Raw genomic sequence first — 23,926 nt, forward strand, 5'->3', positions numbered from 1 at the left:
AGCTGCAGTATAAGTGTTATTTTATATGTAAACTATAATTTCAAAATCAATAATTTAATTCAATATAAAAGTTTTTAATATTACTGATATAGTTCTATAGCAATATCAAATACAGAATTTGCACAAAATTTAAAAATATTTAACATATGAATAATATACTAGGCTTAACTACAATTGTTGAATACTTCTCACACAATACATATAGTATAATATGTCGATTAAATTAAACAAAGGAAGTACACAGAAAAAAGCCGCACACTCCCACAAAATTTGAGACTGTGCGGCTTTATTTTATTTTATTCTAATCTCTAAGTTCATTTAGATCAGGTTGTTTATCGAAAATCAACTTTTCTCCCTTGTTAATCGATATAAATGGAATTCCAATCTTTCCATTTTTCTTAAATTCTTCGAATTCAGGTCTGTTATCTCTGTACTTAAGATACATCTTCAAATTAAACATACTTTCAGTAATATCAATAAATGCAAACTTAACATTATTTTCGGAAAGGAACTCTTTCACAGGCTGACAATCTGGTCAGCACTTACTCCCAAAAACAACTATTTTCTTCATTTTCATTCCTCCAATACAAAATTTTAAATAAAGGTCAGCACTCTGCTGACCTTTGCCATATATCTACCTTGTGGATATAAATAACATCTTAGGTACCTAATACAATATATTCTACACAATCACCTTATTTCCTCTAAAGTGCATGAACTTTTTTAATCATTTTAAAGTTTTAAAAACTCTGCAAATCAAAAAACGCTGCCGTATTAGCACATTTTTTTATGATAATACGACAGCCCTTTTATATTCAGAAATTTCATTCAAACTTTGTTTCAAAATATCAAACTTTATTTCAAAACTACAACTTGTTCTTGCACTGCAGTCATACTATTCAACTGTAACTGACTTAGCAAGATTTCTTGGCTTATCAACATCGCATCCCTTTTCAACAGCCATATAATATGCTAAAAGCTGTAGTGGAATTACTGAAAGAACTGGTGAAAGTATATCATTAACTTTTGGTACATAAATTACTGAATCAACCGTTTTTTCCATGTCTTCATTTCCTTCAACTGTGAATCCTAAAACACTTGCTCCCCTTGTTGTTACTTCTCTTATATTACTTATCATTTTTTCATATAAATCACTTTGAGTGGCAAGTGCTACAACTATAGTTCCATCTTCTATTAATGCTATAGTACCATGTTTTAACTCTCCACCTGCATAAGCTTCTGAATGTATATATGAAATTTCTTTTAATTTAAGAGATCCTTCCATTGCTACTGCATAGTCAATTCCTCTTCCAAGGAAGAACATATCTTTATGCATATAAGTTTTTGAAGCAAACTTTTGAAGTACTTCTTTATGCTCAAGCATTTGTTTTGCTTTTTCAGGAAGAGTAAGCATATCATTCTTTATTTCTTCTATCTCTTCTTTACTTAAAGTATTTTTATTTTGTGCAAAGAACAATGCTATCATATACATAGTAATAAGCTGAGTTGTATATGCCTTAGTAGATGCAACTGCAATTTCTGGTCCTGCCCAAGTATATAAAACATCATCTGCTTCTCTTGAAACGCTGCTTCCAACAACATTTGTAATTGCTATTACTCTTGCACCCTGAGCTTTTGCTTCTCTCAAAGCTGCTAAAGTATCTGCTGTTTCTCCGGATTGACTTATCACAATCATCAAAGTCTTGTCATTTATTATAGGATTTCTATATCTAAATTCTGAAGCAATATCAACTTCTACTGGTATTCTTGCAAGTTTTTCTATTACATACTTACCTACTATTCCAGCATGATAAGCTGTTCCACAAGCTACTATATATATCTTTTCGATATTTTCTAACTGCTCTTTTGTAATTTTTATATCATCTAACCTTATTGGCTGACCAGGCATAACCCTTGAAGTCATAGTAGCTTTTATAGCCTTAGGTTGTTCGTGGATTTCCTTTAACATAAAGTGTTCAAATCCATCTTTTTCTGCAGCATTAGCATCCCAAGTTACGTGGTTAAGCTCTTTTTCTATTTTTTCTCCTTCAGGTGAGTAAATTTCTACACCGTCGTTAGATAGTACTACAAATTCTTTATCATTTAAATAATATACATCTCTAGTATAATTTAATATTGCTGGAACATCGGATGCTATAAATGATTCACCTTTTCCAACTCCAACAATAAGCGGACTATCTTTTCTTACTGCTACTAATTTATCTGGTTCCTTAGAGCAGACAACTCCTATAGCATAACTTCCTTCCATCTTAGATGCAGCTTTCATAACTGCATCTAATAAATTTCCATCATAATAGTAATCTATTAGATGAGGTATAACTTCTGTATCTGTATCAGAAATAAATTTATATCCTTTCGATATTAACCATTCCCTTAAGTGTACATAATTTTCTATTATTCCATTATGAACAACACTTATTGTTCCATCCGCATTACTGTGTGGGTGGGAATTTAAATCTGATGGCTCACCATGAGTTGCCCATCTTGTATGACCTATACCTATACTTCCTTTTAATGGTTCAGTACTTAGTCTTTCTTCAAGATTTGCGAGCCTTCCTTTGCATTTCATAACGTTCATATGGTCGCCATCTATTATAGCAACACCTGCCGAATCATATCCTCTATATTCAAGTTTACTCAATCCATTTATTAAAATTGATTGAGCTTGTTTTTCTCCAACATAACCAACTATTCCGCACATAAAAAATCTTCCTTTCTTTTATCTCTTTAATTGTTAGTTTATTATTAAGTTTCTATTTTAAATTTCCATTATTTTGAACAACAAAATAACTATCCTCTTTTTTAGATTTAAAAATATAAAGAGCATCATAATAGAAACAAGTAAGGTTTTAACACCAGGTTGATGTTGTTACAAGAATCACTTCCTGTTTTTATCAACCGCTAACGGTAGTGCGATACCGTGGGGCACCCGCCGAAGATTCGATTCTCCCCATCCTCGTCAACTCAAGTAAAATAAATAACATAAATTACTTTACCCAAGTCCTGGCGCTTTAATTAAATATTGCGAACTTTCACCTCCAAAATTAAAATTTTGCAAATGTTAAACAAGCTATCAATACATTATACTCTGTAAATTTATTTTTTGTCAACTTAAAATAATTTTAAAAAATGGTGTCATATTATTACACTGCTTTCAAAAAAGCTTAATATATCAAAACACTGCTAGAATGATACAAAGCTAAATGTTCCACATTTTAATGTTTATTAAGGGAAGTTTGAACTTCCCTTAATAACTACCTTATTATCAAAATTATCCTTTAATAGAATCAAATTTAAATTTATTTATTTCCCAGGATATAATCAAAAATTATATGTTCAAACTTTTAAAATTATATCTTCCAAGCTTCTCTTTGGTACATGATGCACTTTATTTTCATCTCTCCAGTACTTTACATCCTTATTTGAATCCATAGATTCAATAATCACTTCTTCTTTTGGTTTTCCAAGAGCTGCTACTAGTATAACTTCATACTTTTCATCTAAATTAAGACTTGATTTTAATTCTTTCTTGTTTACATTTGCAAGAATGCATCCACCAAACCCTTTTTCAACGGCTCCAAGTAAGATAGTCTGTGCTGCTATCCCAGGATCAAATGATGGATTTTTACTAATAGATGTATCATTAAGTATTACAACATATGCACTTGGCCTTTCTCCATCTTTTGGCCCATCCCAATCTTTTAAGTATCCTGCCCAACCTAAAGTTTTAAATATTTTCTCATTGTTATTTTTTGTATTTGATATAACATACTTTAATGGCTGCAAGTTTGCCGCTGATGCAGTTAGTCTAGTAAGATCCACCAGTTCTTTTAAAATTTCTGTAGTTATTTCTTGATCCTGATAAAACCTTCTGTACGATCTGTTTTTTAAAACTAATTCTCTTATCATCCTTATTCCCCCATCTATTGATATTTAAGTTATTTATAATCATAATAATTCTAAATAACTTAAATATCAATAAGCAGAACGAACTCAAATGTAAACTATAAATTTGTAGTTGAATGTTGATATTAATTGTAAGTTGTATTAAAATTAAATAGTAAAAGTTAATATTTATGCTCCTATGGCTCAGCTGGTAGAGCAACTGATTCGTAATCAGTAGGTCGGAGGTTCGAATCCTCTTAGGAGCACCAAACTTAAACGTCTCAACGATTGAAGGCGTTTTTTTGTTTTATAACGTTTAGAGAGTTCATAAAGTGTAAATATCTTATGATTGATTTAAGTCATAGTACATGGTAAGCCTATGACTCTGAATATATGCGCTTTAATTCCTCAACATCTATTATTGTAATGCTTTTTGCGTTATATTCAATCAACCCTTTTGACCGCATTTTATTTAGCTCACGTGATAGTGACGGACGCCGAACTCCAAATTTTTCAGCCAATTCTTTTTTAGATAGTCTCAAAAAAATAGTTGTGTTTTTTTGGATGCTATACTCACATAACAAAAATTCAATAATACATCTCCTGATGGTCTTCGTTGGCAGTGTCTTGATCTTACCGCTGAGAATTAGTGTTTTATCAGAAAGGGATTCAAGGAAATTCTGCAAAAACTGATCATTCATCCGGCATAAATATAAAATCAATTGCTTGCTTAAATGTAAAATTTCAGTATCATATTTAGTGATAATCATCAATGGATAAGTATTATTTCGTGAAAACAATAAATTTTCTCCGATAGAATCCCCAGCAGTAAAATTACATATAACGGACATATCACCGCACGTAAAGCCTTATCGTTTCTGTCAGAAGCCGGGTTTAACATTCTTTCTGCAGAGCAAAACATATTTCTTTCAAAAGAAATTTCTGATCAATTTGTTGATGAACAGAATGAAGTGTGGTACACACTGCAGCAGGCTGTTCAAAAATCAGTTGCTCCGAAAGAATTGCTGCAATATGCCGAGGCAATATTCCGCGCATATCATGCATTAGTAAAACTGGAGGAATCAAGTTGCCCTACGTTTCTTAACAGTTTTATTCGGCAGTTAAGCAAGATATCAGCCATACCTTTACTGTTAGTGCAGCTGAAATAAAATACAGCAGTGGGGTTATTTATCATTTATTAAAAGGGCAGTTATCCTATGCTTATGAAGCAGAGCAAGTAGAAAAAATATGTATTGATGGCGGCATTCCCTTTGTTTTAGTAGAAACGGATTCGGACGCCGACACTGAACAAATAAAAATAAGGCTTGAGGCTTTTACGGAACTGCTTATGCAGTCTCATCCGATCTGTCCATTAGGTTTTTATCAAGAACTTTTATCTCGTTTCAGAAAGAGATTCCGACTGCCATCCATACACCTTTCACAAAAAACAAAATGTATTTTAAAGCCAGTAAAATATATAGTACTGGCGGGATTTATCCTAAGTGTCGTGGTATGGGGAGTCAGACCTATTACTTATCTTCGTCCTGATCTTGCCATAGTCAGCCCCAATCTTAAAACATGGGACATTGTTGTGCTGGGAATTATCATGGGAATTTGCTTCTTTTAAGTAGTCGGTAAAAAACTTCTATCATCAAAGAGAGAGATTAAATAAGGAGGTGCCCATATGAATGAAAAAGCAATAGAAAGATTTAAGCGAAACGTAGTGCGTATTTCGAATGGTACATTAAATCAGCTGAACAATGTAAACGCCTTGCAGGAAATGGATTATTTTACAAATATACTAAAAAACAATTTCACAGACTTCTCTGAAAATCCAAACACCTATATTGGAAACTACTGTGTTATGGTGCCGGATGAACTGATATATGCCTTTGGCTGTACCCCCATGCGGTTATTCTCCGGATACAATATAGCAGCATTGCTCGGGGATGAGTTGGTACCAAGAGATGCCTGTCCAGTTATAAAAACATCAGTTGGATTTCAATTTATGAACATTCTACCTGTCTACAATCAATGTAAAGCTGTGATTTTGCCGCTTACCTGTGATAGAAAAAGGAAGAGTGCTGATATTTTGGCAAAAAAGTTGCCAGTCATTCCTCTGCCGATTTCTACAGATAAATCCGAAAAAGGATTTGAGGATAATTATAAAAATCCGATTGCCCTCACCAAATCCTTGTCCAGTCTTACAGGCAGAAAGAATCATCTACCATGTTCTTCGCGGATGTACTCCTTATGATTTTGAATTGTCAAAGGTAGAAAAATTAGCACAAAAGTATAATATCCCGGTTTTAAGGATAGAAACAGACTTTTCTGCGGAGGATTTGGAGCAGGTCAAAATTAGATTGGAAGCATTTATAGAGATGCTTGAACAAAGGAGGTAATAGAATGGATCATTATTTTTTAGGAATGGATGCAGGGTCAACTTACTTAAAGGCGGCACTGATAAAGGATGAAGAAATCATCTCCACAGCTGTGCTGCCCACCGGAATAGACTGTGAAAAAACTGCAGAAACACTCATGAATCACATCTGCACGGAAGCAAGTATCAATCAAAGTCAAATTAAAGCAATCACTGCTGCTGGCTACAGCCGACGAAACATTGAAGTTGCTGATAGTACAATTTCTGAGATAACCGATCCATGGCAAACCGTATAGCTAAACTTGCCAGAAAGTACAAATCTAATGGAGACATTCTAATGACCGGCGGCAGTGCTAAAAATGAAGCCCTGCGTTTAGCTCTGGAGGATGAGCTGCTTTGTGATATCCATATGAAGCAAATTATCCTCAATTTAATGGAGCTATCGGTGCCGCTTTGATTGGAAAGCGAAAATGTGAAAAAAAGCCTACAATATAAATTCACTTATTTTTTAAAACATTGTCAAAAAACTTTTAATATATAATCAATTTATATAAAATACATGGTTACAGGATATTAACAACCATATATCTTATTAAAATCAACTTATAACTATATTTCTTAACTTAAATACCGATTTCTCTCAAAATCATACATTTTAAACTTTGACTTTCTTTGACCTTTGTATTATTATATAGATGTACTAAAGATAAAGAATACTTAGTACCATATAAATAATATTAACAAATATTAATAATCAGAGGAGGTTTTAATATGTTTGATATGGTTCCTTTTAGAAAAGATAATGGTTTTTTAAGAAGAGGTGATGATTTCGATAAATTATTTGATAATTTCTTTAATGATTCATTCTTTGCACCAATGAATATATCTAGATTTGGAAATGGATTTAAAGTTGATTTAAAGGAAACTGAAGATGATTATCAAATAGAAGCAGATCTTCCTGGAATAAAAAAAGAAGCTATAAATATAGATTATGATAACAATTATTTGACTGTAAGTGCTAAGAGAGATGATTCAGTTGAGGATAAGCAAGATAATTATATAAGACGTGAGAGAAGATATGGTGAATTTAAAAGAAGCTTTTATGTTGATAATGTAGATCAAAATAATATAGATGCCGCATTTAAAGATGGTGTACTAAAAATTACTTTACCTAAATTAGAAAAAGGAAAAGAAACTAAAACTAAAATAGATATACACTAAAAAAATCCTGTTGGCTTATCCAACAGGATTTTTACTCCTGATGGATAACATCCAAATTACCAAACTTACTAAATTGTCCAAGCCATGCTAACTTTACAGTTCCAGTAGGACCATTTCTCTGTTTTGAAATTATGCATTCAGCTATATTTCTCTCTTCTGTATCTTTATTATAGTATTCATCTCTGTACAAGAACAAAACTAAATCTGCATCCTGCTCTATTGAACCTGATTCCCTTAAATCTGAAAGCATTGGTCTGTGATCTGTTCTAGCCTCTGGTGCACGTGATAACTGTGATAGTGCAATAATAGGACATTCCATTTCCTTTGCTAGTGCTTTTATAGATCTTGATATCTCGGATACTTCCTGCTGTCTACTTTCTGATCCTCCGCTGCCTGCCATAAGCTGCAAATAGTCTATGATTATAAGATCAATTCCATTTTCTATTTTTAACCTTCTGCATTTTGATCTCATCTCCATTATTGATATACCTGCTGAATCATCAATATACAATTTAGCTCCTCCAAGAGGACCAGATGCCCTTGCAATATTCTCCCAATCCTTGTCTTCTAAATTTCCTGTTCTAAGATTTAGCATATCTACATGAGCTTCTGAACACAAGAGTTTATAAGCTAGCTGTTCCTTTGACATTTCTAGTGAAAACATTGCTACATTCTTTCCTTCTTTTAATGCTGCATGTTCAGCTATATTTAATGCAAAAGTAGTTTTTCCCATGGATGGTCTTGCAGCTATCAAAACCATATCGCCTTTTTGAAAGCCAGAAGTTTTTGCATCCAACTCCCTAAATCCTGAAGCAACACCTGTTGTCTCACCTTTATTATTAAAAAGCTTTTCTATTTGCACAAAACCTCTTTCAAGTATATCGCTAATAGGTTCAAAATCAGACTTTACATTGTTTCCAGCTATATTAAATATCTGTTTTTCTGCTAAATCAATAACTTTGGGTACATTATCTTGATTGCTGTAGCTTTCTTCTATAATTTTTGTAGCAGCTTTAATCAAATTTCTCAAAGTTGCCTTTTCTTTTACTATTTTTATATAAGATTGAATATTAGCTGTAGATATAACCGAACCACTTAATTCACTTATATACGTTATACCGCCAATATCATCTAATTTACCCCTTGATTTTAAATTTTCAGAGAGGGTTATAATATCTATAGCTATGTCCTTTTGATATAAGCTTACTATAGACTCAAATATTATCTTATGAGCATCCTTATAAAAGTCTTCTGTTTTTAAAACTTCCATAGCCTCTGCTATGGAAGTTTTATCTATGAGCATTGCTCCTATTACACTTTGTTCAGCCTCTATATTATGAGGCATACTTCTAAGAGGTGAATCCATTTTTATCTCTCCCTAGAATACGAATATTAAATGAAGTTAAAATACTAACTTCATAAGATCATCTATATTTTCTACAGTTTTAACTTCTATATCATCTAATGCCAAAGGAATTTCCTTTGAATTATCCTTTGGTACAACAACAAGTTTTATACCTTTTCTCCTTGCACCATATATCTTTTCAAATATTCCACCTACGGGTTTTATATTACCTCTAAGAGATATTTCCCCAGTTACAGCTGCATCCTGTCTTATAGGTTTGTCTAATAAAACACTCATTATACATATAGTTATAGCTGCCCCAGCAGAAGGTCCATCTATTTTTCCTCCACCAATCACATTTACATGTATGTCATAGTCATTTATGTCCTTGTCAGTTAGTTTCCTTATAACAGATGCTGCATTAAATACTGAATCCTTAGCCATACTACCAGCAGTATCATTAAATCTCACACTGCCCTTGCCTTTTGCTTTAGCTTTAAAAATAGCAGTTTCTATTTCTATAGTAGATCCTATAAATCCACTTACTCCTAATCCATATATATGTCCAACCTCATATTTACTTTGACTTTTTGCAGTATCAAAAGGTACAAGTCTGCTTATAGATATAACCTTTTCCACATCTTTTACTTCTATACTTACTTTATCCTTATTGTTATTTTTATTATAAAGTACATATCCATAAACATCTGCAAGTATATTAACAGCTTTTCTTCCCTCTATGGTATATCTACTTATAAGTTTAGCTGCTCCATCTTCCAAGCTTATATTAAGTTTACGAGCTGCATTTATTACTATTTGTTCTATATCTTTTGATGTAAGTGGTTCAAAGTAAATTTCAGTACATCTTGACCTTAATGCTGGATTTATTTCTTGGGGTTCTTTAGTTGTAGCTCCAATTAATATAAAATCCGCAGGTGCACCATTTTCAAAAAGATACTTTATATACTTAGGAGTGTTTTCATCATCTGGATCATAGTAAGAAGATGAAAATTCTACTCTCTTATCTTCTAATACTTTTAGTAACTTGTTTTGAAGAATATCATCCAATTCGCCTATTTCATCTATAAAAAGTACTCCACCATGTGCATCTGTTACTAATCCAGGTTTAGGTTCAGGTACCCCTGTTTCTGCAAGATCCCTTTTAGATCCTTGATATATAGGATCATGTACAGAGCCGAGAAGTGGATTTGTTATTTCCCTAGGATCCCATCTTAGAGTACTTCCATCTACCTCTATAAACTTTGCACTTTCTTCAAATGGTGTAAATTTAAGCTTTTTAGATTCTTCCAATGCGAGCCTAGCTGCAGTAGTTTTTCCAACACCAGGAGGACCATATAGTATAATATGCTGTGGATATGGAGAAGCTAATTTTGATATAATTGATTTTACTGCCATTTCTTGACCTACTATTTCATCAAATGATTCTGGTCTTAAAAGCTCTTGTATACTTTTGCTTAGCTTCTTAGAATCCAACATTTTAAGTTGTGCATATTTTTTAAGAGTCTTTGCATTTTCTGGACCTTTTTGTTTTTTTATTATATTTAATCTTAATTCATTTATATACTTATCCTGTTTTTCAATTAAGTCTTTTTCAACACCTTTTTCTATCTTGTTTGCAACAAACTTTCTTGCCATTTGTTCAGAAATTAGATTATTTGTATCTTCCAATACCTTGTATACATTTGCATCAGTAGGTACTGAGTTTATCCCCTTACCATTACTAACTATTTTATTTAAAGCATATAATCTTTTATATATATTATCACTATTTATATAATTATCTAACTTGTATTTTACAATTCTAGATCTTATAGTCCCAGCCTCAAAAACTTTATCTATCATTTCATATAGTATTTTTATTTGTGTATCTATAGTTATACTACCTAAAAGCTGCTGCTCAATTTCTTCTATAAGTTGTGACTTCACACATTTTCCCCCTTATTTGCCCGATATAACTACCTTTATTTTAGTTGAAACTTCTGAGTATAACTTTAACTCTACATCATAAATTCCTACTTGTTTTATAGCAGTTCCAACATCTAATTTTTTCTTATCAACTTTTATATTAAAACTTTTCTCAATTTGATCTGCTATATCCTTATTTGTAATAGAGCCAAATAGTTTACCATTGTCACCAGTTTTAACTTGTAAGTTTATTTCTTTTCCTTTTAATGAAGCTGCTAACTTTTGAGCTGCCTCCATTTCTGCTAGCTTTTGTCTTCTTTCTGCCTCTTTTTTATTATTTAATACATGAACGTTAGTATCTGTAGCTTGTTCTGCAAGTTTTCTTGGAAAGAGATAATTTCTCGCATAACCATCAGAAGTATTAACTACATCTCCCTTTTTTCCTAAAGATTTTACATTTTTTAAAAGTATAACTTTCATTACTCTTCACCTTCCCTAATATATTTTTGTATAGCATTTTTTAGTTTTTGTAATGCTTCATCTATAGTAATTGATTTAAGTTTTGCACCTGCCATAGTCATATGACCTCCCCCTCCTAAGGTTTCGAGTATAAGCTGTACATTCACGTCGCCAAGTGATCTGCCGCTAATGTAAATCTCATCTTTTATTTTAACAAAAACAAACGATGCCTGAATACCTGTAATATTTAGCAGCTCATCCGCAGCTTGAGCAGCTAATACAATATCTTCTATTTCCTTAGGACATACTGCTATAGCTATATTTTCATATACTTGAGCTGACTTAATAACTTCAGCTCTTTTTAAATAAACATCTAAGTTATCTGTAAAAAATTTTTTTACATCAATAGTATCAGCTCCAAGTTTTCGTAAAAAAGAAGCTGCCTCAAAGGTTCTGGCACCAGTTTTAAAAACAAAGTTTTTAGTATCAACGTATATACCTGCTAAAAGTGCTTCTGCTTCTATTGGCTTGAGTTTTGGATTTTCAACCATATATTGGAGCATTTCAGTCACTAACTCAGATGTAGATGATGCATATGGCTCTATGTAACTTAAAAGAGAACCTTCTATAAAATCTGCAGCTTTCCTATGGTGATCTATTATAACTATTTTTTTTGAATTATTTACTACATCTATGTTATTCACATAACTTTTACTATGCACATCTACAAGAATTAAAAGACTATTTGGATCTAACTTATCAATGCAAGTACTGCTGCTTATAAATGCATCTTTATAATCCTTTTCTTTTTTTATCTTGTCTAAAATTATATTTATGCTGCTGTTGATGTCATCAAACACTATAAAGCACTGTTTCCCAAGTGATTTTACAGTACTATAAAGTCCAACAGCAGATCCTAAACAATCTATATCTGCATTTATATGACCCATTATAAATATTGTACTACTTTCATTTATTAAATCTACTAAAACACGAGATATAACTCTAGCTCTAACTTTGGTCCTTTTTTCGACTTCTTTTGTTTTTCCACCGTAAAATAACAGCTTCTCTCCATTTTTAACTACAGCTTGATCTCCGCCGCGGCCTAAAGCTAATTCCTTAGCAGATGCTGCATACTTTTCATTTCCCATAGGAGTATCTGCACCGCGGCCAACCCCTATACTTAAAGTTACTTCTAACTTATTTCCCATATCTATTTTTCTTATAGTATCTAATATATCAAACTTTTTCTCCATTTCTTCTTTAATATATTTATCTTGGATACACAAAACATATTTATTGACATCATACTTTCTAATCATTGCCTTAAGCCTTTGCGAATAAGCATTTATGCTTCTCTCAATTTCTGCTATGATAAGTGGTCTTTTTCCCTCTTCTATTGTCTTTAACACATCATCAAAATTATCTACTTCAATAAGCATAACGTCATATTTATTTTCATTTATATAACTTTGCATCTTAAATAATTCTGTAACTTCATAAAAATATAATATTACTATACTTTCATTTTTATTTTCAGATGAGTCTATGGCATTACCGTATATATCGTAGTATCTATCATTTAATTTAATATATCTAAATACACTTTTCTTTCCATCTAAAATCTGTCTTACATTAAACTTCTTGATAAAGTTGTTAATATTTAAACCAAGTATGTCTTCATTATTCATCATAGAAGAAAATCCTTGATTGTACCACAAAATTCCTCCTCTATTATCTGTAATTGTTAAAGGAAATGGTAACTTTATAAGAGAATTTCTAGTAGCAGTATCTAACTTAAAAGAAAAGTTTTCTATAAACCTTTTCCATTCGTATCTTTTTGACTTTGAAACCCTATAATTATATACAATAAGTGCTATATATAAAACTACACATAGAGCCCCTACATACAAATTACTATAAAACAATAACATAATAACAAGAACAGCTATTATAATCATATATATTTTATTACCTGATACAAAACTATCATACTTTTTATCCATATAACAAGTCCCCCGTTATCATCTTTTTTCTTCTCTTTTGTGGAGATTAATTTTTCTAAAGTCAAAAAATATATCTGATAATCCAGCAAGCATGTAGACAACTGCAATTTGTGAGAAACCAGTTAATAATATTATTATAAAAGTAAAAGTTTTAGACATTTTAAATTTGTTTTTCAAGTAATAAGCCGCAAGAGCAAAACCATCTAACAAAAGTACAAGTTGAAGTATGTACTGAGAAGAAATGGCTATGGAATCTCCTAAAGCAATATTATTTCTTTTAAGAAACAATCCAATTACAAGTACTATTCCAATTAAACTTCCTGTTTTTGCACTAACATAAAGCTCTGAAAATGGTGCTATTGATTTTACATTATATCTTAACTTTTTCAATATTTTTTTAGTTATAGTATAGTTTAAATATGAAAATGTAACTGAAATCATTACTATAAGTGCTGGAATAATACTCATAATATACTTAGTATTAAACATACTTGAAACCTGATCCAGTGAAGCAAGTTGTTCACTGCTGACACCCATTTTTGAATACATTTGCTTAACCATGTTCATTGAATCTTTAAATTGTGCTGCAATATCATTTACAAACCCTACTAATCCTCTTTTATCTATAAGACTTATGTATATTCCAAAGTCAACTATCATTGCAGCTGCAAAAGCTGCAGCTAAAAACAGTATAATTGTACTTATGCTTTTATCATTTTTAATCAAATATCCTAGTGTAATACCTGTAAGTCCAAATAAAATTGAAGATGATACAGCTGATATAGGATTAAAAACCATACCTATAATTATTGCACTAATCACTACCGATACTATCGTAACTTTGTAATTTTGTCTTATGAAAAGCACTGTAATAGGAATTGGTAAAATAAATATTCCTATTAAAGAAAAAATAGGAATATAAACACTCATAAGCATTAATATTACTACAAGAGATGTAATTAATCCTGCCTCTACTATTGCTTTTGTATTATAATTTCTATTTTGCATTGCATCCTCCGTTTATTCCTTTTGTTTCAAATGATTATATAATTTACTTAAGCTTCTTCCATCTTTCTCTATTTTGTCTTTTTCTATTATACCCACTTTGAGTTTTTTAAGAACATTATCATCAACTACAGCATGAGAATATCCAAGTCTATCTGCAAGTAAATAAAAAATTATTATTCCTCCAGATATACAGTCCAATATAGCTTGATGTGCCACATTACTTCCTTTTGTTAATAATTTAAATAAATCACCAATTATGCATAGGAGATCTGCTTTTAATTCTTCTATAACTTTTATGCTGTTCATTATGTTAAGATCATCTTTTTTCATAATTATCCCCCTTAAGCCTTAACTTTATTTTAGTTATTTTAACTTAATTATGCAATAAAGTTATACCATAATCTTTTATCAGTTGGGTCTGCCATATAAACATAATTTTAACATATCATTTGAACTTTAACCAATTTATATTAAATTACAAAAATGTCGTCTATAATTATTACTACATATGTATAATTTTCAAACATAAATACATCTAATTTTGTTAATTTTCATTGTAAATTATATAAAACAAAGGTTATTGAAATAAATAATTTCAATAACCTTTAAGTGCAAGCTTATTATAACTATTCTGTTGTGAATGGTAATAAAGCTATATTTCTTGCTCTCTTTATAGCTTCTGTAAGCTGTCTTTGATGTTTAGCACAGTTTCCAGATATTCTTCTAGGAAGAATTTTTCCTCTTTCTGTAACATACTTTCTTAATTTATTTACATCTTTGTAATCTATTCCTTCAGCTTTATCTAAACAAAAAGCGCAAACTTTTCTCTTAGATCTCCTCATTTTTCCATTGCCTCTTCTGGCACCTTCTCTATTAGCCATTTTAAATACCTCCTTACCAAAAATTATTAATTAGAAAGGTATATCTCCATCATCTACAGGAGTAATATCCTCTCCATAAATTGAATCATTAAAACCTTGAGTATTTTGAGATTGTTCAGATGAATTTGCATTATTGGATGATGCTGATTTGTTGCCCCATTCAAGAAATTGAACTTCATCAGCAATAACTTCAGTAACATACCTTCTACTGCCATCTTTAGCTTCATAACTTCTCGTTTGAATTCTGCCAGAAATTCCTATAAGTTTTCCTTTACTCATGTAATTTGCAGTTGATTCTGCTTGCTTTCCCCATACAACTATCGGTATGAAATCAGCTTCTCTTTGACCATTTTTAGAAAATCTTCTATCAACGGCTATAGTCAAAGTAGTAACAGCTGCACCAGTCCCTGGAGTAAATCTTAACTCTGGATCTTTGGTCAATCTTCCAATTAAAACAACTTTATTCAATTAAAACACCACCTACTGTTCATCTTTAACTATGATGTGTCTTATAACACCATCTGTAATTCTAAATACTCTATCTAATTCTTTTGGTAAATCAGTATTTGCACTGAAATTTATCAAAGTGTAAAAACCTTCGTTAACCTTGTTTATTTCATAAGCAAGTTTTCTCTTACCCCATAGGTCAACATTTTCTACTTCTCCACCACCATTTTGAATTACATCTTTAAACTTTTCAACATTAGCTTTAACGCTTTCTTCATCTAATGATGGATCTAATATAAATATAGTTTCATACTTTCTCATCAGAGATTCACCTCCTCCCCTTGGACTAACGGCTGTATATAACAGCAGGGACTTACAATTTAATATTGTATCACTTTATTATAAACATAGCAATATTTTTTTAACCCTCAATCACTACTTTTTTTGCATCTTTTTCGAATTTACTTCTAGGAAGCATTACTATTCTTTCACAAGTGCAGCATTTAATTTTAATATCAGCACCCATCCTTATGATTTTCCACTGTTTTCCTCCACATGGATGTTGTTTTTTCATTTCAACAATATCTCCAAGATTAAAATTTTTTATCATTTTAATCACCTTCTTTTATTATTTTTATAGTAAAACATGTTTTTTTACAGCAGCTTTGTTTAATTCTTCAAAAATTTCTTTTCTAAGTTTCATCTCAGCATCCCATTGAGTCATAGGTTTTACTTTACCAACTACCCTAATAGTTACATTGCCATTTTTAATATCACTTATTCCTAAAACACTAGGTCCATCAGTTACATACTCATTTTCACTTTTAAATTTATCACATAATTTAGATATTATATCTATAATTTTATTTATATCTTCTCCACATGGAACATCAAAGTTAACAGCAATTTTACTGCTGCCTCTTGAGTGATTTGTTACCTTGCTTATAAGTCCATTTGGAATTATGTAAATATCTCCGTTAAAGTCTCTTATTTTTGTAACTCGCAGCTCTATACTTTCAACTACTCCATCTTTATTGTCTATAGTTATGTAATCACCTACATTAAATTGATTTTCAAACAATATGAAAAATCCATTAATAACGTCTTTTATTAAACTTTGAGCTCCAAATCCTACAGCAACTCCACCTATTCCTGCAACAGTTATGCCAACTCCCCCTAATAGTGTTTCCATAATTCCCATTAATCCAATAAAGTAAACAGAATACTTTAATACACTTTTTAAAATTGCACCAACAGTTTTAGCTTTTTTTTCATCTAATGAAAATTTAAAATTCTTCTGCTTTGTTACATATCTTTTTATAATTGCATTACCTATCTTTATAGTAAGGTACATGCATATAAAGATGATTATAATTTTTATAATATCAGTTCCTAAATTATATAAACTCTCCATACTAATATTAAACTTACCAAATCCCACACTTTCTTTATCAAGCTTAACGTTCAAAGCAGGAATAGGAACACTACTTTTCATAATATTTCCTCCAGTATCAATCCTCTATTTCTTCATACTTATTATCTTTCCTCATATATATTTTTTTTACTTCAATTTTTTTATTCTTTATTAGCTGTTTAACATCATCTATATATTTTTCATTGATCCTAATGCTTAATCCGCAGCTTTTAGTAATGAATGTAGGCGTTGGCATAACAGCAACTTCCACATTATTATCCTTTAGAATACTCTCTCCACTTATAGCTCCATGTGTATTTTCAAAAGTTAGAATATAATAATTATTATTCATTTCAAACATAGTTCAAATCTGAACTATACCTCCCCTCTATCCTTTATGAAAATTATTCAATAATAATAAGATTTTATGTTTATATTCTATTATATCAGAAATAATATAAATATAAGTATTTATATTTATAGGTAATAAAAAAATTACATGATGTACCTATTGCGGCCTATATACAATATAAAATTTACATAATGTCTATAAGCTTTAATAAATTGGACAAATATTGTCTTATAAACTATAGTAAATGCTATAATTAAAAGTAATTATTAACTCTAAATAAAAATTCATATAAAGGAAGTGATCATTAATGGACAAATTTTTAAATAAAATAGATAAAATTATAATATTCTTTTTATTATATACTTTGGTGTTTTTAATATTCTTTAGTACACTTAGTTACACACTGCCATTTGTACTAGCTCTAGTCTTTGCCTTGATACTAAAAAAGCCAACGAAATTTTTGATGAAAAGATTTAAATTGAAAAATTCTTTGGCTTCTTTAATAACTACTATTTTATTTTTTTCCATAATAACATGTATACTTTACTACGGTATTACTAACATTACTCAAGAAACAGTACAGTTTGGTAAAAATGCTCAATCGTACATATCAAATAATTCATCTAATTTGTATTCTTATATGGATAAGCTTAAAAGCTATTATAATAACTTAGATCCATCAATTGTCAATACAATAGAAAAAACTTTTTCAGGTTATGTTAGTAAAATTTCTAATATAACTGTTAGTATAACTAGTAAAATAGTATCCATGCTGCTTAACTTTTTAGCTTCAATACCATATTTAATAATGCTTGTAATCTTTACATTGTTTTCTACATACTTTTTTACAAAAGACATAGCTTCTACAAAAAATAAAATTTTAAATATACTATCTGAAAGTAAAGCAAATAAAATATCCAATATTTATATACAAGCCAAGCACATGCTAACTAATTACTTTCTTTCATATTTATTTATAATAGGGTTAACATTTATTGAAACACTTATAGTATTTTTAATATTTAAAGTCAAGTATGCATTAATGCTCAGTATAATATGTGCAATAGCAGATGTTCTACCTATCCTTGGAATAGGAGTAATATATATACCCCTTGCCATAATATACTTTTTAATGAAAAATTACATTGTGGCAGTAGGCTTAATTATCTCATATATATTGGTATCTACAATTAGACAAATTATTGAGCCTAAAGTTGTCTCTTCTTCACTAGGATTACACCCTGTAGCAGTTTTAGCAGCTCTATACATAGGTATAAAAGTTCATGGATTCTTAGGAATAATTTTTTGTATGTTCTTAGTTGTATTTTATAACATACTTAAAAAAGTAAATATACTATAAAGTATCTACTTTGTGTATAAAAAGCCTCCTGATGGATAAAATTCATAGTATCAGGAGGTTTTATTGTAATGAATAAATTAATTATAGATTCTTCATCAAAAAATTCAGTTGCAACTTTAAGGGATGCTTTAAGTAAAGAGGTATATCCCGTATTAAAGTCTGGAAGAACATTAGTGATATTATGTATTGGTACAGATAGATCTACAGGCGATAGTTTAGGCCCGCTGGTAGGACATAAATTAAAATTTTTAATACGAAATAAAGTTTGTTTATACGGAAATTTAGAGAAACCAATTCATGCAAAAAACTTAGAGAAAACACTTAAAGAAATTAAAGATAAGTTTGTAAATCCATATATAATTGCAATAGATGCTTGTTTAGGTAGTATACAAAATGTAGGGAAAATAATTATAGAAAATAAACCTTTAAACCCAGGTTCTGCTGTTAATAAAAGCCTTCCAAAAGTAGGTGACTTAAGTATAACAGGTATCGTAAACATATCTGGTACAATGGAATTTATGGTACTACAAAATACAAGACTTTCTGTAGTAATGCAAATTGCAGAAGTAATATCTCGAGGAATATATCATTGTATTTTAAAAACTATTGGTGGAAAAAGTGCAAGTATTGAATTAGAAAATAAATTTCTAACTAACATTAATGCTTAATAATAAATATACTAAAATAAGCTATTATATGATCTATTATTAAGTATGTATTCTATATCATCTATAGATTTATTACCATAGTCTATAATCAGGGCTCCATCTTTCTTTATATTGTTATTTATATTCAACCCTGATAAACCGCTGCTTTTTAAATTACATATTATTGCATCAACTATAGAATTTTCGTTATCTTTTACTACAGTATATCCTTTTTTTAAAAGCTCTTGCTTTACATAATTTAATTCATTGGAAACATATACTTTCATACATTACACCTCTTTGTAAGTTAATATTCCCTTATTATTTACTTTTATTCATATTTACTAGGCAAAATAAAGAGACTGCTGCATTAAGTAATTTATATACAACATATTATATAAATTACTTCTAGTGCAATAGTCCCTTAAAATTTAATTATTTATACAATTATTTAATACTTGTTTTTCTTCATCTGACAATTCATACCTAGACATACCTTTGTCTATTGGCTTAGCATATGAACTACTTTGGTTTCTTCCATATATACCCGTTATAATAACACCATCATTACTTTCGTCAAGAAGTGCTATTGAAAAACTCAAATCACTTCCAACATCCTCAAATGCTCTATACCTAACTACAGAACATTTCTGTATACATTTTTTAAATCTTGTATTTAAACTTTCATATAAATCTTTCATATATTTATAATCTTCTTGTGTCTTATCTATTTTATTAAGATATGAGTTTACCAACTCCTCTAAATTCTTATTATCTACTCCTCTCATAAGTTTCTTATATTTCTTTTCTAATCTACTTAAAGACCTATTTGCAGATATAAGTAAAATAAATAATATTACAATTAATATTAAAAAGCCAAGTAAAATATATACTTGAAAATTGTTTATTAGCTGTATGATATTTTGCATGTTTTTATCCCTCCGTCAATGTTTCACGTGAAACACATTTTAAACTAGTTTTATTTCTAACTTTACTTATTGATTTAACTTTAATATATCAAGTATTCTCTGGAGATCTTGCTCTGAATAATATTCTATCTGTATTTTTCCCTTGTTCTTTTTATTTAATAAGGAAACTTTAGTACTAAACAAATTTTCAAGCTTATTTTTTATATCCAAATAATAGGGATTTAAAGTTTGTTCTTTTATATTAGTATCTTGATTGTCATTTTTATTTGTGTTTATATTTTTTATAAATTTTTCAGTTTCTCTTACACTTAAATCTTTATCAATTATCACCTTAGCTAATTTACGCTGCAATTCTTTATCTTGTAATCCTAATAATGCTCTTCCATGTCCCTCGGATATTAAACCATTATTTAAATACTCCTGTACTTTTTCATCTAGATTTAATAATCTCAAGCAATTAGTAACAGCAGTACGTGATTTCCCTATTCTATTACTCAATTGTTCCTGCGTTAAATTAAAGTCATCAATTAATCTCTTATATGCTAGCGCTTCTTCTATTGGATTTAAATCCTGCCTTTGTATATTTTCAATTAATGATACTTCTAGTATATCTTTTTCAGTTAAATTCATTATAATTGCAGGAACCTTTTCCAAGTTTGCTAACTTTGCAGCTCGCCATCTTCTCTCTCCAGCTATTATATTATATGTTTGTCCATCTTTCTTTAATATTATTGGCTGAATTACTCCATGTTCTTTTATAGATTCAGAAAGCTGAGTTATCTTTTCTTCATTAAAATTTTTTCTAGGCTGATATTTATTAGCTTGTATCATATTTATATCTACCATTTTTATAATACCATTATCTTTTTGATCCATCTGATGTTCTACTTTTTCCTCGGGTATTAATGCACCTAACCCCTTACCTAGTCCAATTTTCCTACTCAATTAATTTTTCACTCCTTTTTATCTGAGACTGCCTACTTAAAAATTCTTTTGTTAAATTACTATATGCTTTAGCACCTCTGCATTTATCATCATATAAAACTATAGGCAGCCCAAAGCTAGGTGCTTCTGCTAGTCTTACGTTTCTAGGAATCAAAGTTTTATACACTTTATCCTTAAAATATTTTTTAACTTCTTTTAAAACATCACTTGATAATTTGGTTCTCCCATCATACATACTTACTACTACGCCTTCTACTTCAATATCTTGATTTAATGATCTTTTTATAAGTTGTATTGTATTAACTAGTTGTCCAACTCCCTCTAGTGCATAAAATTCACATTGTATAGGTATAAGAACACTATTTGAACATGTCAATGCATTAATAGTTAGTAATCCTAGAGAAGGAGGACAATCTATAAATATAAAATCAAACTCTTGCTTTAAATTATTAATCTTTTTCTTTAATATAGATTCCCTTTCATTTTTATTTATAAGTTCAACTTCTGCACCTGCTAATTCCATATTAGAAGGTGCTGCATAAAAGTTATCTATAAGCTCGCATTTTCTTATAACGTCATCCAATTCTATATCTGAAGTCAATACATCATATATTGATTCCTCTATAGCTGCCTTATCAAAACCAAGCCCACTAGTAGTATTTCCCTGCGGATCAATATCTATATCAAGTACTTTATAACCTTGAATAGCTAAATATGAACTTAAGTTAATACTAGTTGTAGTCTTTCCAACACCGCCTTTTTGATTAAATATAGATACTATTTTCATACACATTTACACCTCTCATACAAAAGTAACAGACATAAATATAATCCTTATCTCCAATATTTAAGTAAGTCATATATTACAAAGACGTACAATTAAATTTAATCATATATTTAATTATATATTTTTATATAATATATTAAAAGTATTTTTACAAAAATGTAATGTAAAATTAATTTTAATTTCTTGTACTATATTAAAGTTAATTCTATTTAAAATAAAAGATAGAGTTGATTCTTCAACTCTATCTTTTAATATGTTTCACGTGAAACATATTATATTATTTTTTAGGAATCGTTATTGTTATTTCTATTTTATCATCTAAATCTTTAGAATTATATTGTGCGTTAAGTCCATATTTATCAAATACTTGTCTAACCGTATTAATATAAACTCTAGGAGAAAATATTCCCTTTATCTTTTTATTAACTTTTTTCTCTTTACCTTTAATGCTTTCCTCTAATTCCTTATTTATCAGCTCTTCAGTCTTTTTTACATTCAAGGATTTTTTTATAACTAAATTAAGTACTTTTTTCTGTAACTCAACAGTTGGAAGTTTTAGCAGTGCTCTAGCATGTCTTTCTGTTAAATTATTTTCTAAGAGCATATCCCTAATTTCCTGTGTCAACCTTAATATTCTAATTTTATTTGCAATAGTGGATTGTTTTTTGCCTATTATCTGTGCAAGTTTTTCCTGCGTATAAGAATATTCTTTTATAAGGTTATAGTAAGCTTCAGCTTCTTCTATAAAATTTAAATTTTCTCTTTGTAAATTTTCTAGAAGAGCAATAGCTGCTGAATCCTTATCACTTATATCCACTATTATAGTTGGCACTTCCTTTAACCCTGCCTTTTTAGCTGCTCTTAATCTTCTTTCACCTGACACCAATTCATATTTATCTTCGCCTATTTTTCTAACAGACAAAGGTTGAATTATACCATAAGTTCTTATAGATTGAGCCAATTCATCTAAACTTTCTTCATCGAAGTATTTCCTTGGTTGATATACATTAGGCAAAATTAGATCTACAGGCACATAATTAATATTTTTTTGCATACTTAACTCATCCTTCTTGTAAATTCCTATTCTTAACACTTCTTCGCTATTTTTTAAATTCCTTCTCAAGCATCTAAATTTTCGTGTGACAAATTATAACACTTATTTTAAAGGCTTTTTAGAAACTATCCCCGGCTTTCTTGGATATGTGTTATTTGTGTGCTTTAATTTTTTTATAACTACAAGATTATGGTTTAAATCACTATCTTTTATATCAACTTCTATTATATCCTCTACCTTACATCCAAGAATAGAAATAGCATTTTGAGCTTCCTCAATTTCATCTACTACAGCTGGTCCCTTCATTGCAATAAAATATCCACCAACTTTAACATAAGGAATACATAATTCACTTAATACTGTGAGATTAGCTACTGCACGTGATACTACAGCATCTGCTTTTTCTCTATATTCTTGTTTTCTTGCATAATCTTCTGCTCTACCGTGAATGGTATTTATGTTAGTTAATTCAAGTTTATCTATTACTGCATTTAAAAAATTTATTCTTTTATTTAAAGAATCTAATAATGTTATATTTAAATCATTTTTAACGATTTTCATAGGGATGCCGGGAAAGCCAGCACCAGTGCCTATATCAATAACATTTTTTGCTCCTTTTAACGGTATAAATTTAAATATATTTATGCAGTCAATAAAATGTTTTTTTATTATTTCATCTTCATCAGTAATAGCTGTTAAATTTATTTTCTTATTCCATTCAATTATCATATCTTTGTATTTAACAAATTTATCATAAGCTTTTTCATCAAAATTAATATTTACATCATCGCAAGCATCTTTCATTATATCAAAATAATTCATACCTACTTCTCCATTCTACTACTATTTTATAGAAATA

General features: G+C 29.8%; 28 protein-coding genes and 1 tRNA gene. 7 read left to right on the plus strand and 22 right to left on the minus strand.

Annotation, left to right across the window (positions count from 1 at the left end; translation table 11 throughout):
* Positions 1-301: 301 nt before the first annotated feature.
* The 3 genes from EBB51_RS13345 to EBB51_RS13355 form a co-directional block, all read right to left on the minus strand.
* Positions 302-520, minus strand: a complete 219-nt coding sequence (locus EBB51_RS13345; RefSeq protein WP_207667287.1) for a hypothetical protein — start codon at positions 518-520, stop codon at positions 302-304.
* A 375-nt stretch (positions 521-895) separates the two neighbouring features.
* Complete coding sequence (gene glmS / locus EBB51_RS13350) at positions 896-2,722, minus strand: glutamine--fructose-6-phosphate transaminase (isomerizing) (protein ID WP_123054899.1); 1,827 nt, start codon at positions 2,720-2,722, stop codon at positions 896-898.
* A gap of 635 nt (positions 2,723-3,357) precedes the next feature.
* Positions 3,358-3,930 carry a nitroreductase family protein gene (locus EBB51_RS13355; RefSeq protein ID WP_123054901.1) on the minus strand — a complete coding sequence of 191 codons (573 nt, stop codon included), beginning with the start codon at positions 3,928-3,930 and terminating at the stop codon, positions 3,358-3,360.
* A gap of 169 nt (positions 3,931-4,099) precedes the next feature.
* Here EBB51_RS13355 and EBB51_RS13360 point away from each other — a divergent pair.
* Positions 4,100-4,175 (plus strand) — tRNA-Thr (locus tag EBB51_RS13360).
* Between the two features lie 108 nt (positions 4,176-4,283).
* On the opposite strand, the gene EBB51_RS13365 is transcribed toward EBB51_RS13360, so the two are convergent.
* Positions 4,284-4,757, minus strand: coding sequence for a Crp/Fnr family transcriptional regulator (locus tag EBB51_RS13365; RefSeq protein WP_123054902.1), 474 nt, complete (start codon positions 4,755-4,757; stop codon positions 4,284-4,286).
* Between the two features lie 833 nt (positions 4,758-5,590).
* Here EBB51_RS13365 and EBB51_RS13375 point away from each other — a divergent pair.
* The 4 genes from EBB51_RS13375 (at position 5,591) to hsp18 (ending at position 7,507) form a co-directional block, all read left to right on the plus strand.
* Positions 5,591-6,163 (plus strand): 2-hydroxyacyl-CoA dehydratase family protein, encoded by a 573-nt coding sequence (locus EBB51_RS13375; protein WP_123054905.1) that lies wholly within the window; start codon positions 5,591-5,593, stop codon positions 6,161-6,163.
* A gap of 7 nt (positions 6,164-6,170) precedes the next feature.
* Positions 6,171-6,308, plus strand: coding sequence for a 2-hydroxyacyl-CoA dehydratase family protein (locus EBB51_RS13910; RefSeq protein WP_243103861.1), 138 nt, complete (start codon positions 6,171-6,173; stop codon positions 6,306-6,308).
* Between the two features lie 4 nt (positions 6,309-6,312).
* The gene (locus EBB51_RS13915; protein WP_243103862.1) at positions 6,313-6,582 is read left to right on the plus strand and encodes a hypothetical protein; all 270 of its coding nucleotides are present in this window, start codon (positions 6,313-6,315) and stop codon (positions 6,580-6,582) included.
* Between the two features lie 475 nt (positions 6,583-7,057).
* Positions 7,058-7,507 (plus strand): heat shock protein Hsp18, encoded by a 450-nt coding sequence (hsp18, locus tag EBB51_RS13390; protein ID WP_123054909.1) that lies wholly within the window; start codon positions 7,058-7,060, stop codon positions 7,505-7,507.
* Positions 7,508-7,538: 31 nt separating this feature from the next.
* On the opposite strand, the gene EBB51_RS13395 is transcribed toward hsp18, so the two are convergent.
* From EBB51_RS13395 to EBB51_RS13450, 12 genes are all read right to left on the minus strand, one after another.
* Positions 7,539-8,873 (minus strand): replicative DNA helicase, encoded by a 1,335-nt coding sequence (locus EBB51_RS13395; protein WP_123054911.1) that lies wholly within the window; start codon positions 8,871-8,873, stop codon positions 7,539-7,541.
* A 36-nt stretch (positions 8,874-8,909) separates the two neighbouring features.
* Complete coding sequence (lonC, locus tag EBB51_RS13400; RefSeq protein ID WP_123054912.1) at positions 8,910-10,799, minus strand: Lon family ATP-dependent protease; 1,890 nt, start codon at positions 10,797-10,799, stop codon at positions 8,910-8,912.
* A 12-nt stretch (positions 10,800-10,811) separates the two neighbouring features.
* Entirely contained in the window at positions 10,812-11,258 is a 447-nt protein-coding gene (rplI, locus tag EBB51_RS13405; protein WP_123054913.1) for a 50S ribosomal protein L9, read from the minus strand.
* On the minus strand, positions 11,258-13,243 hold the full coding sequence (locus EBB51_RS13410; RefSeq protein ID WP_123054914.1) for a DHH family phosphoesterase: 1,986 nt from the start codon (positions 13,241-13,243) through the stop codon (positions 11,258-11,260). The genes rplI and EBB51_RS13410 overlap by 1 nt, the downstream gene beginning before the upstream one ends.
* 18 nt (positions 13,244-13,261) lie before the next feature.
* A complete protein-coding gene (locus EBB51_RS13415; protein WP_123054915.1) occupies positions 13,262-14,251 on the minus strand; it encodes a YybS family protein in 990 nt (329 codons plus the stop codon).
* Positions 14,252-14,263: 12 nt separating this feature from the next.
* The gene (locus EBB51_RS13420) at positions 14,264-14,581 is read right to left on the minus strand and encodes a MazG-like family protein (RefSeq protein WP_123054916.1); all 318 of its coding nucleotides are present in this window, start codon (positions 14,579-14,581) and stop codon (positions 14,264-14,266) included.
* A gap of 296 nt (positions 14,582-14,877) precedes the next feature.
* Entirely contained in the window at positions 14,878-15,132 is a 255-nt protein-coding gene (gene rpsR, locus EBB51_RS13425; protein WP_123054917.1) for a 30S ribosomal protein S18, read from the minus strand.
* Between the two features lie 30 nt (positions 15,133-15,162).
* Positions 15,163-15,600, minus strand: coding sequence for a single-stranded DNA-binding protein (locus EBB51_RS13430; protein ID WP_123054918.1), 438 nt, complete (start codon positions 15,598-15,600; stop codon positions 15,163-15,165).
* Between the two features lie 12 nt (positions 15,601-15,612).
* Positions 15,613-15,900: a 30S ribosomal protein S6 gene (gene rpsF / locus EBB51_RS13435; protein ID WP_123054919.1), complete on the minus strand. Its 288-nt coding sequence runs from the start codon at positions 15,898-15,900 to the stop codon at positions 15,613-15,615.
* A 100-nt stretch (positions 15,901-16,000) separates the two neighbouring features.
* The gene (locus tag EBB51_RS13440) at positions 16,001-16,189 is read right to left on the minus strand and encodes a DUF951 domain-containing protein (protein ID WP_123054920.1); all 189 of its coding nucleotides are present in this window, start codon (positions 16,187-16,189) and stop codon (positions 16,001-16,003) included.
* Between the two features lie 24 nt (positions 16,190-16,213).
* The gene (locus EBB51_RS13445; protein ID WP_123054921.1) at positions 16,214-17,074 is read right to left on the minus strand and encodes a mechanosensitive ion channel family protein; all 861 of its coding nucleotides are present in this window, start codon (positions 17,072-17,074) and stop codon (positions 16,214-16,216) included.
* Positions 17,075-17,090: 16 nt separating this feature from the next.
* Entirely contained in the window at positions 17,091-17,354 is a 264-nt protein-coding gene (locus EBB51_RS13450; RefSeq protein ID WP_347560937.1) for a DUF3343 domain-containing protein, read from the minus strand.
* Positions 17,355-17,652: 298 nt separating this feature from the next.
* Here EBB51_RS13450 and ytvI point away from each other — a divergent pair, with 298 nt between their 5' ends.
* Together ytvI and yyaC are read left to right on the plus strand one after the other, a co-directional pair.
* On the plus strand, positions 17,653-18,705 hold the full coding sequence (gene ytvI, locus EBB51_RS13455; protein WP_123054922.1) for a sporulation integral membrane protein YtvI: 1,053 nt from the start codon (positions 17,653-17,655) through the stop codon (positions 18,703-18,705).
* 68 nt (positions 18,706-18,773) lie between these two features.
* Complete coding sequence (gene yyaC / locus EBB51_RS13460) at positions 18,774-19,373, plus strand: spore protease YyaC (protein ID WP_123054923.1); 600 nt, start codon at positions 18,774-18,776, stop codon at positions 19,371-19,373.
* An 11-nt stretch (positions 19,374-19,384) separates the two neighbouring features.
* On the opposite strand, the gene EBB51_RS13465 is transcribed toward yyaC, so the two are convergent.
* The 6 genes from EBB51_RS13465 to rsmG form a co-directional block, all read right to left on the minus strand.
* Positions 19,385-19,639 (minus strand): YkuS family protein, encoded by a 255-nt coding sequence (locus EBB51_RS13465; protein WP_123054924.1) that lies wholly within the window; start codon positions 19,637-19,639, stop codon positions 19,385-19,387.
* A 144-nt stretch (positions 19,640-19,783) separates the two neighbouring features.
* Positions 19,784-20,281: a DUF4446 family protein gene (locus EBB51_RS13470; RefSeq protein WP_123054925.1), complete on the minus strand. Its 498-nt coding sequence runs from the start codon at positions 20,279-20,281 to the stop codon at positions 19,784-19,786.
* 66 nt (positions 20,282-20,347) lie between these two features.
* Complete coding sequence (locus tag EBB51_RS13475; RefSeq protein ID WP_123054926.1) at positions 20,348-21,226, minus strand: ParB/RepB/Spo0J family partition protein; 879 nt, start codon at positions 21,224-21,226, stop codon at positions 20,348-20,350.
* Complete coding sequence (locus EBB51_RS13480) at positions 21,219-22,013, minus strand: ParA family protein (RefSeq protein ID WP_123054927.1); 795 nt, start codon at positions 22,011-22,013, stop codon at positions 21,219-21,221. Before EBB51_RS13480 ends, EBB51_RS13475 begins: the two co-directional genes overlap by 8 nt.
* Before the next feature lie 277 nt (positions 22,014-22,290).
* On the minus strand, positions 22,291-23,067 hold the full coding sequence (gene noc / locus EBB51_RS13485) for a nucleoid occlusion protein (RefSeq protein WP_123054928.1): 777 nt from the start codon (positions 23,065-23,067) through the stop codon (positions 22,291-22,293).
* A gap of 102 nt (positions 23,068-23,169) precedes the next feature.
* Positions 23,170-23,889: a 16S rRNA (guanine(527)-N(7))-methyltransferase RsmG gene (rsmG, locus tag EBB51_RS13490; protein WP_123054929.1), complete on the minus strand. Its 720-nt coding sequence runs from the start codon at positions 23,887-23,889 to the stop codon at positions 23,170-23,172.
* Positions 23,890-23,926 lie beyond the last annotated feature (37 nt).

This window comes from Clostridium sp. JN-1 (genome assembly GCF_003718715.1).
In the GTDB taxonomy this organism is placed as follows: Bacteria; Bacillota; Clostridia; order Clostridiales; family Clostridiaceae; genus Clostridium_AV.

Bases quoted from the DNA above. Each gene is read 5' to 3' on its own strand.
- EBB51_RS13365 (WP_123054902.1), bottom strand. From the start codon at position 4,757: ATGTCCGTTATATGTAATTTTACTGCTGGGGATTCTATCGGAGAAAAT.
- EBB51_RS13395 (WP_123054911.1), bottom strand. From the start codon at position 8,873: ATGGATTCACCTCTTAGAAGTATGCCTCATAATATAGAGGCTGAACAA.
- hsp18 (WP_123054909.1), top strand. From the start codon at position 7,058: ATGTTTGATATGGTTCCTTTTAGAAAAGATAATGGTTTTTTAAGAAGA.
- ytvI (WP_123054922.1), top strand. From the start codon at position 17,653: ATGGACAAATTTTTAAATAAAATAGATAAAATTATAATATTCTTTTTA.
- EBB51_RS13375 (WP_123054905.1), top strand. From the start codon at position 5,591: ATGAATGAAAAAGCAATAGAAAGATTTAAGCGAAACGTAGTGCGTATT.
- EBB51_RS13480 (WP_123054927.1), bottom strand. From the start codon at position 22,013: ATGAAAATAGTATCTATATTTAATCAAAAAGGCGGTGTTGGAAAGACT.
- glmS (WP_123054899.1), bottom strand. From the start codon at position 2,722: ATGTGCGGAATAGTTGGTTATGTTGGAGAAAAACAAGCTCAATCAATT.
- rsmG (WP_123054929.1), bottom strand. From the start codon at position 23,889: ATGAATTATTTTGATATAATGAAAGATGCTTGCGATGATGTAAATATT.
- rpsR (WP_123054917.1), bottom strand. From the start codon at position 15,132: ATGGCTAATAGAGAAGGTGCCAGAAGAGGCAATGGAAAAATGAGGAGA.
- yyaC (WP_123054923.1), top strand. From the start codon at position 18,774: ATGAATAAATTAATTATAGATTCTTCATCAAAAAATTCAGTTGCAACT.
- EBB51_RS13470 (WP_123054925.1), bottom strand. From the start codon at position 20,281: ATGCAAAATATCATACAGCTAATAAACAATTTTCAAGTATATATTTTA.
- rpsF (WP_123054919.1), bottom strand. From the start codon at position 15,900: ATGAGAAAGTATGAAACTATATTTATATTAGATCCATCATTAGATGAA.
- EBB51_RS13915 (WP_243103862.1), top strand. From the start codon at position 6,313: ATGGATCATTATTTTTTAGGAATGGATGCAGGGTCAACTTACTTAAAG.
- EBB51_RS13445 (WP_123054921.1), bottom strand. From the start codon at position 17,074: ATGAAAAGTAGTGTTCCTATTCCTGCTTTGAACGTTAAGCTTGATAAA.
- EBB51_RS13440 (WP_123054920.1), bottom strand. From the start codon at position 16,189: ATGATAAAAAATTTTAATCTTGGAGATATTGTTGAAATGAAAAAACAA.
- EBB51_RS13410 (WP_123054914.1), bottom strand. From the start codon at position 13,243: ATGGATAAAAAGTATGATAGTTTTGTATCAGGTAATAAAATATATATG.
- EBB51_RS13465 (WP_123054924.1), bottom strand. From the start codon at position 19,639: ATGAAAGTATATGTTTCCAATGAATTAAATTATGTAAAGCAAGAGCTT.
- rplI (WP_123054913.1), bottom strand. From the start codon at position 11,258: ATGAAAGTTATACTTTTAAAAAATGTAAAATCTTTAGGAAAAAAGGGA.
- EBB51_RS13420 (WP_123054916.1), bottom strand. From the start codon at position 14,581: ATGAAAAAAGATGATCTTAACATAATGAACAGCATAAAAGTTATAGAA.
- noc (WP_123054928.1), bottom strand. From the start codon at position 23,067: ATGCAAAAAAATATTAATTATGTGCCTGTAGATCTAATTTTGCCTAAT.
- EBB51_RS13450 (WP_347560937.1), bottom strand. From the start codon at position 17,354: ATGTTTGAAATGAATAATAATTATTATATTCTAACTTTTGAAAATACA.
- EBB51_RS13355 (WP_123054901.1), bottom strand. From the start codon at position 3,930: ATGATAAGAGAATTAGTTTTAAAAAACAGATCGTACAGAAGGTTTTAT.
- EBB51_RS13415 (WP_123054915.1), bottom strand. From the start codon at position 14,251: ATGCAAAATAGAAATTATAATACAAAAGCAATAGTAGAGGCAGGATTA.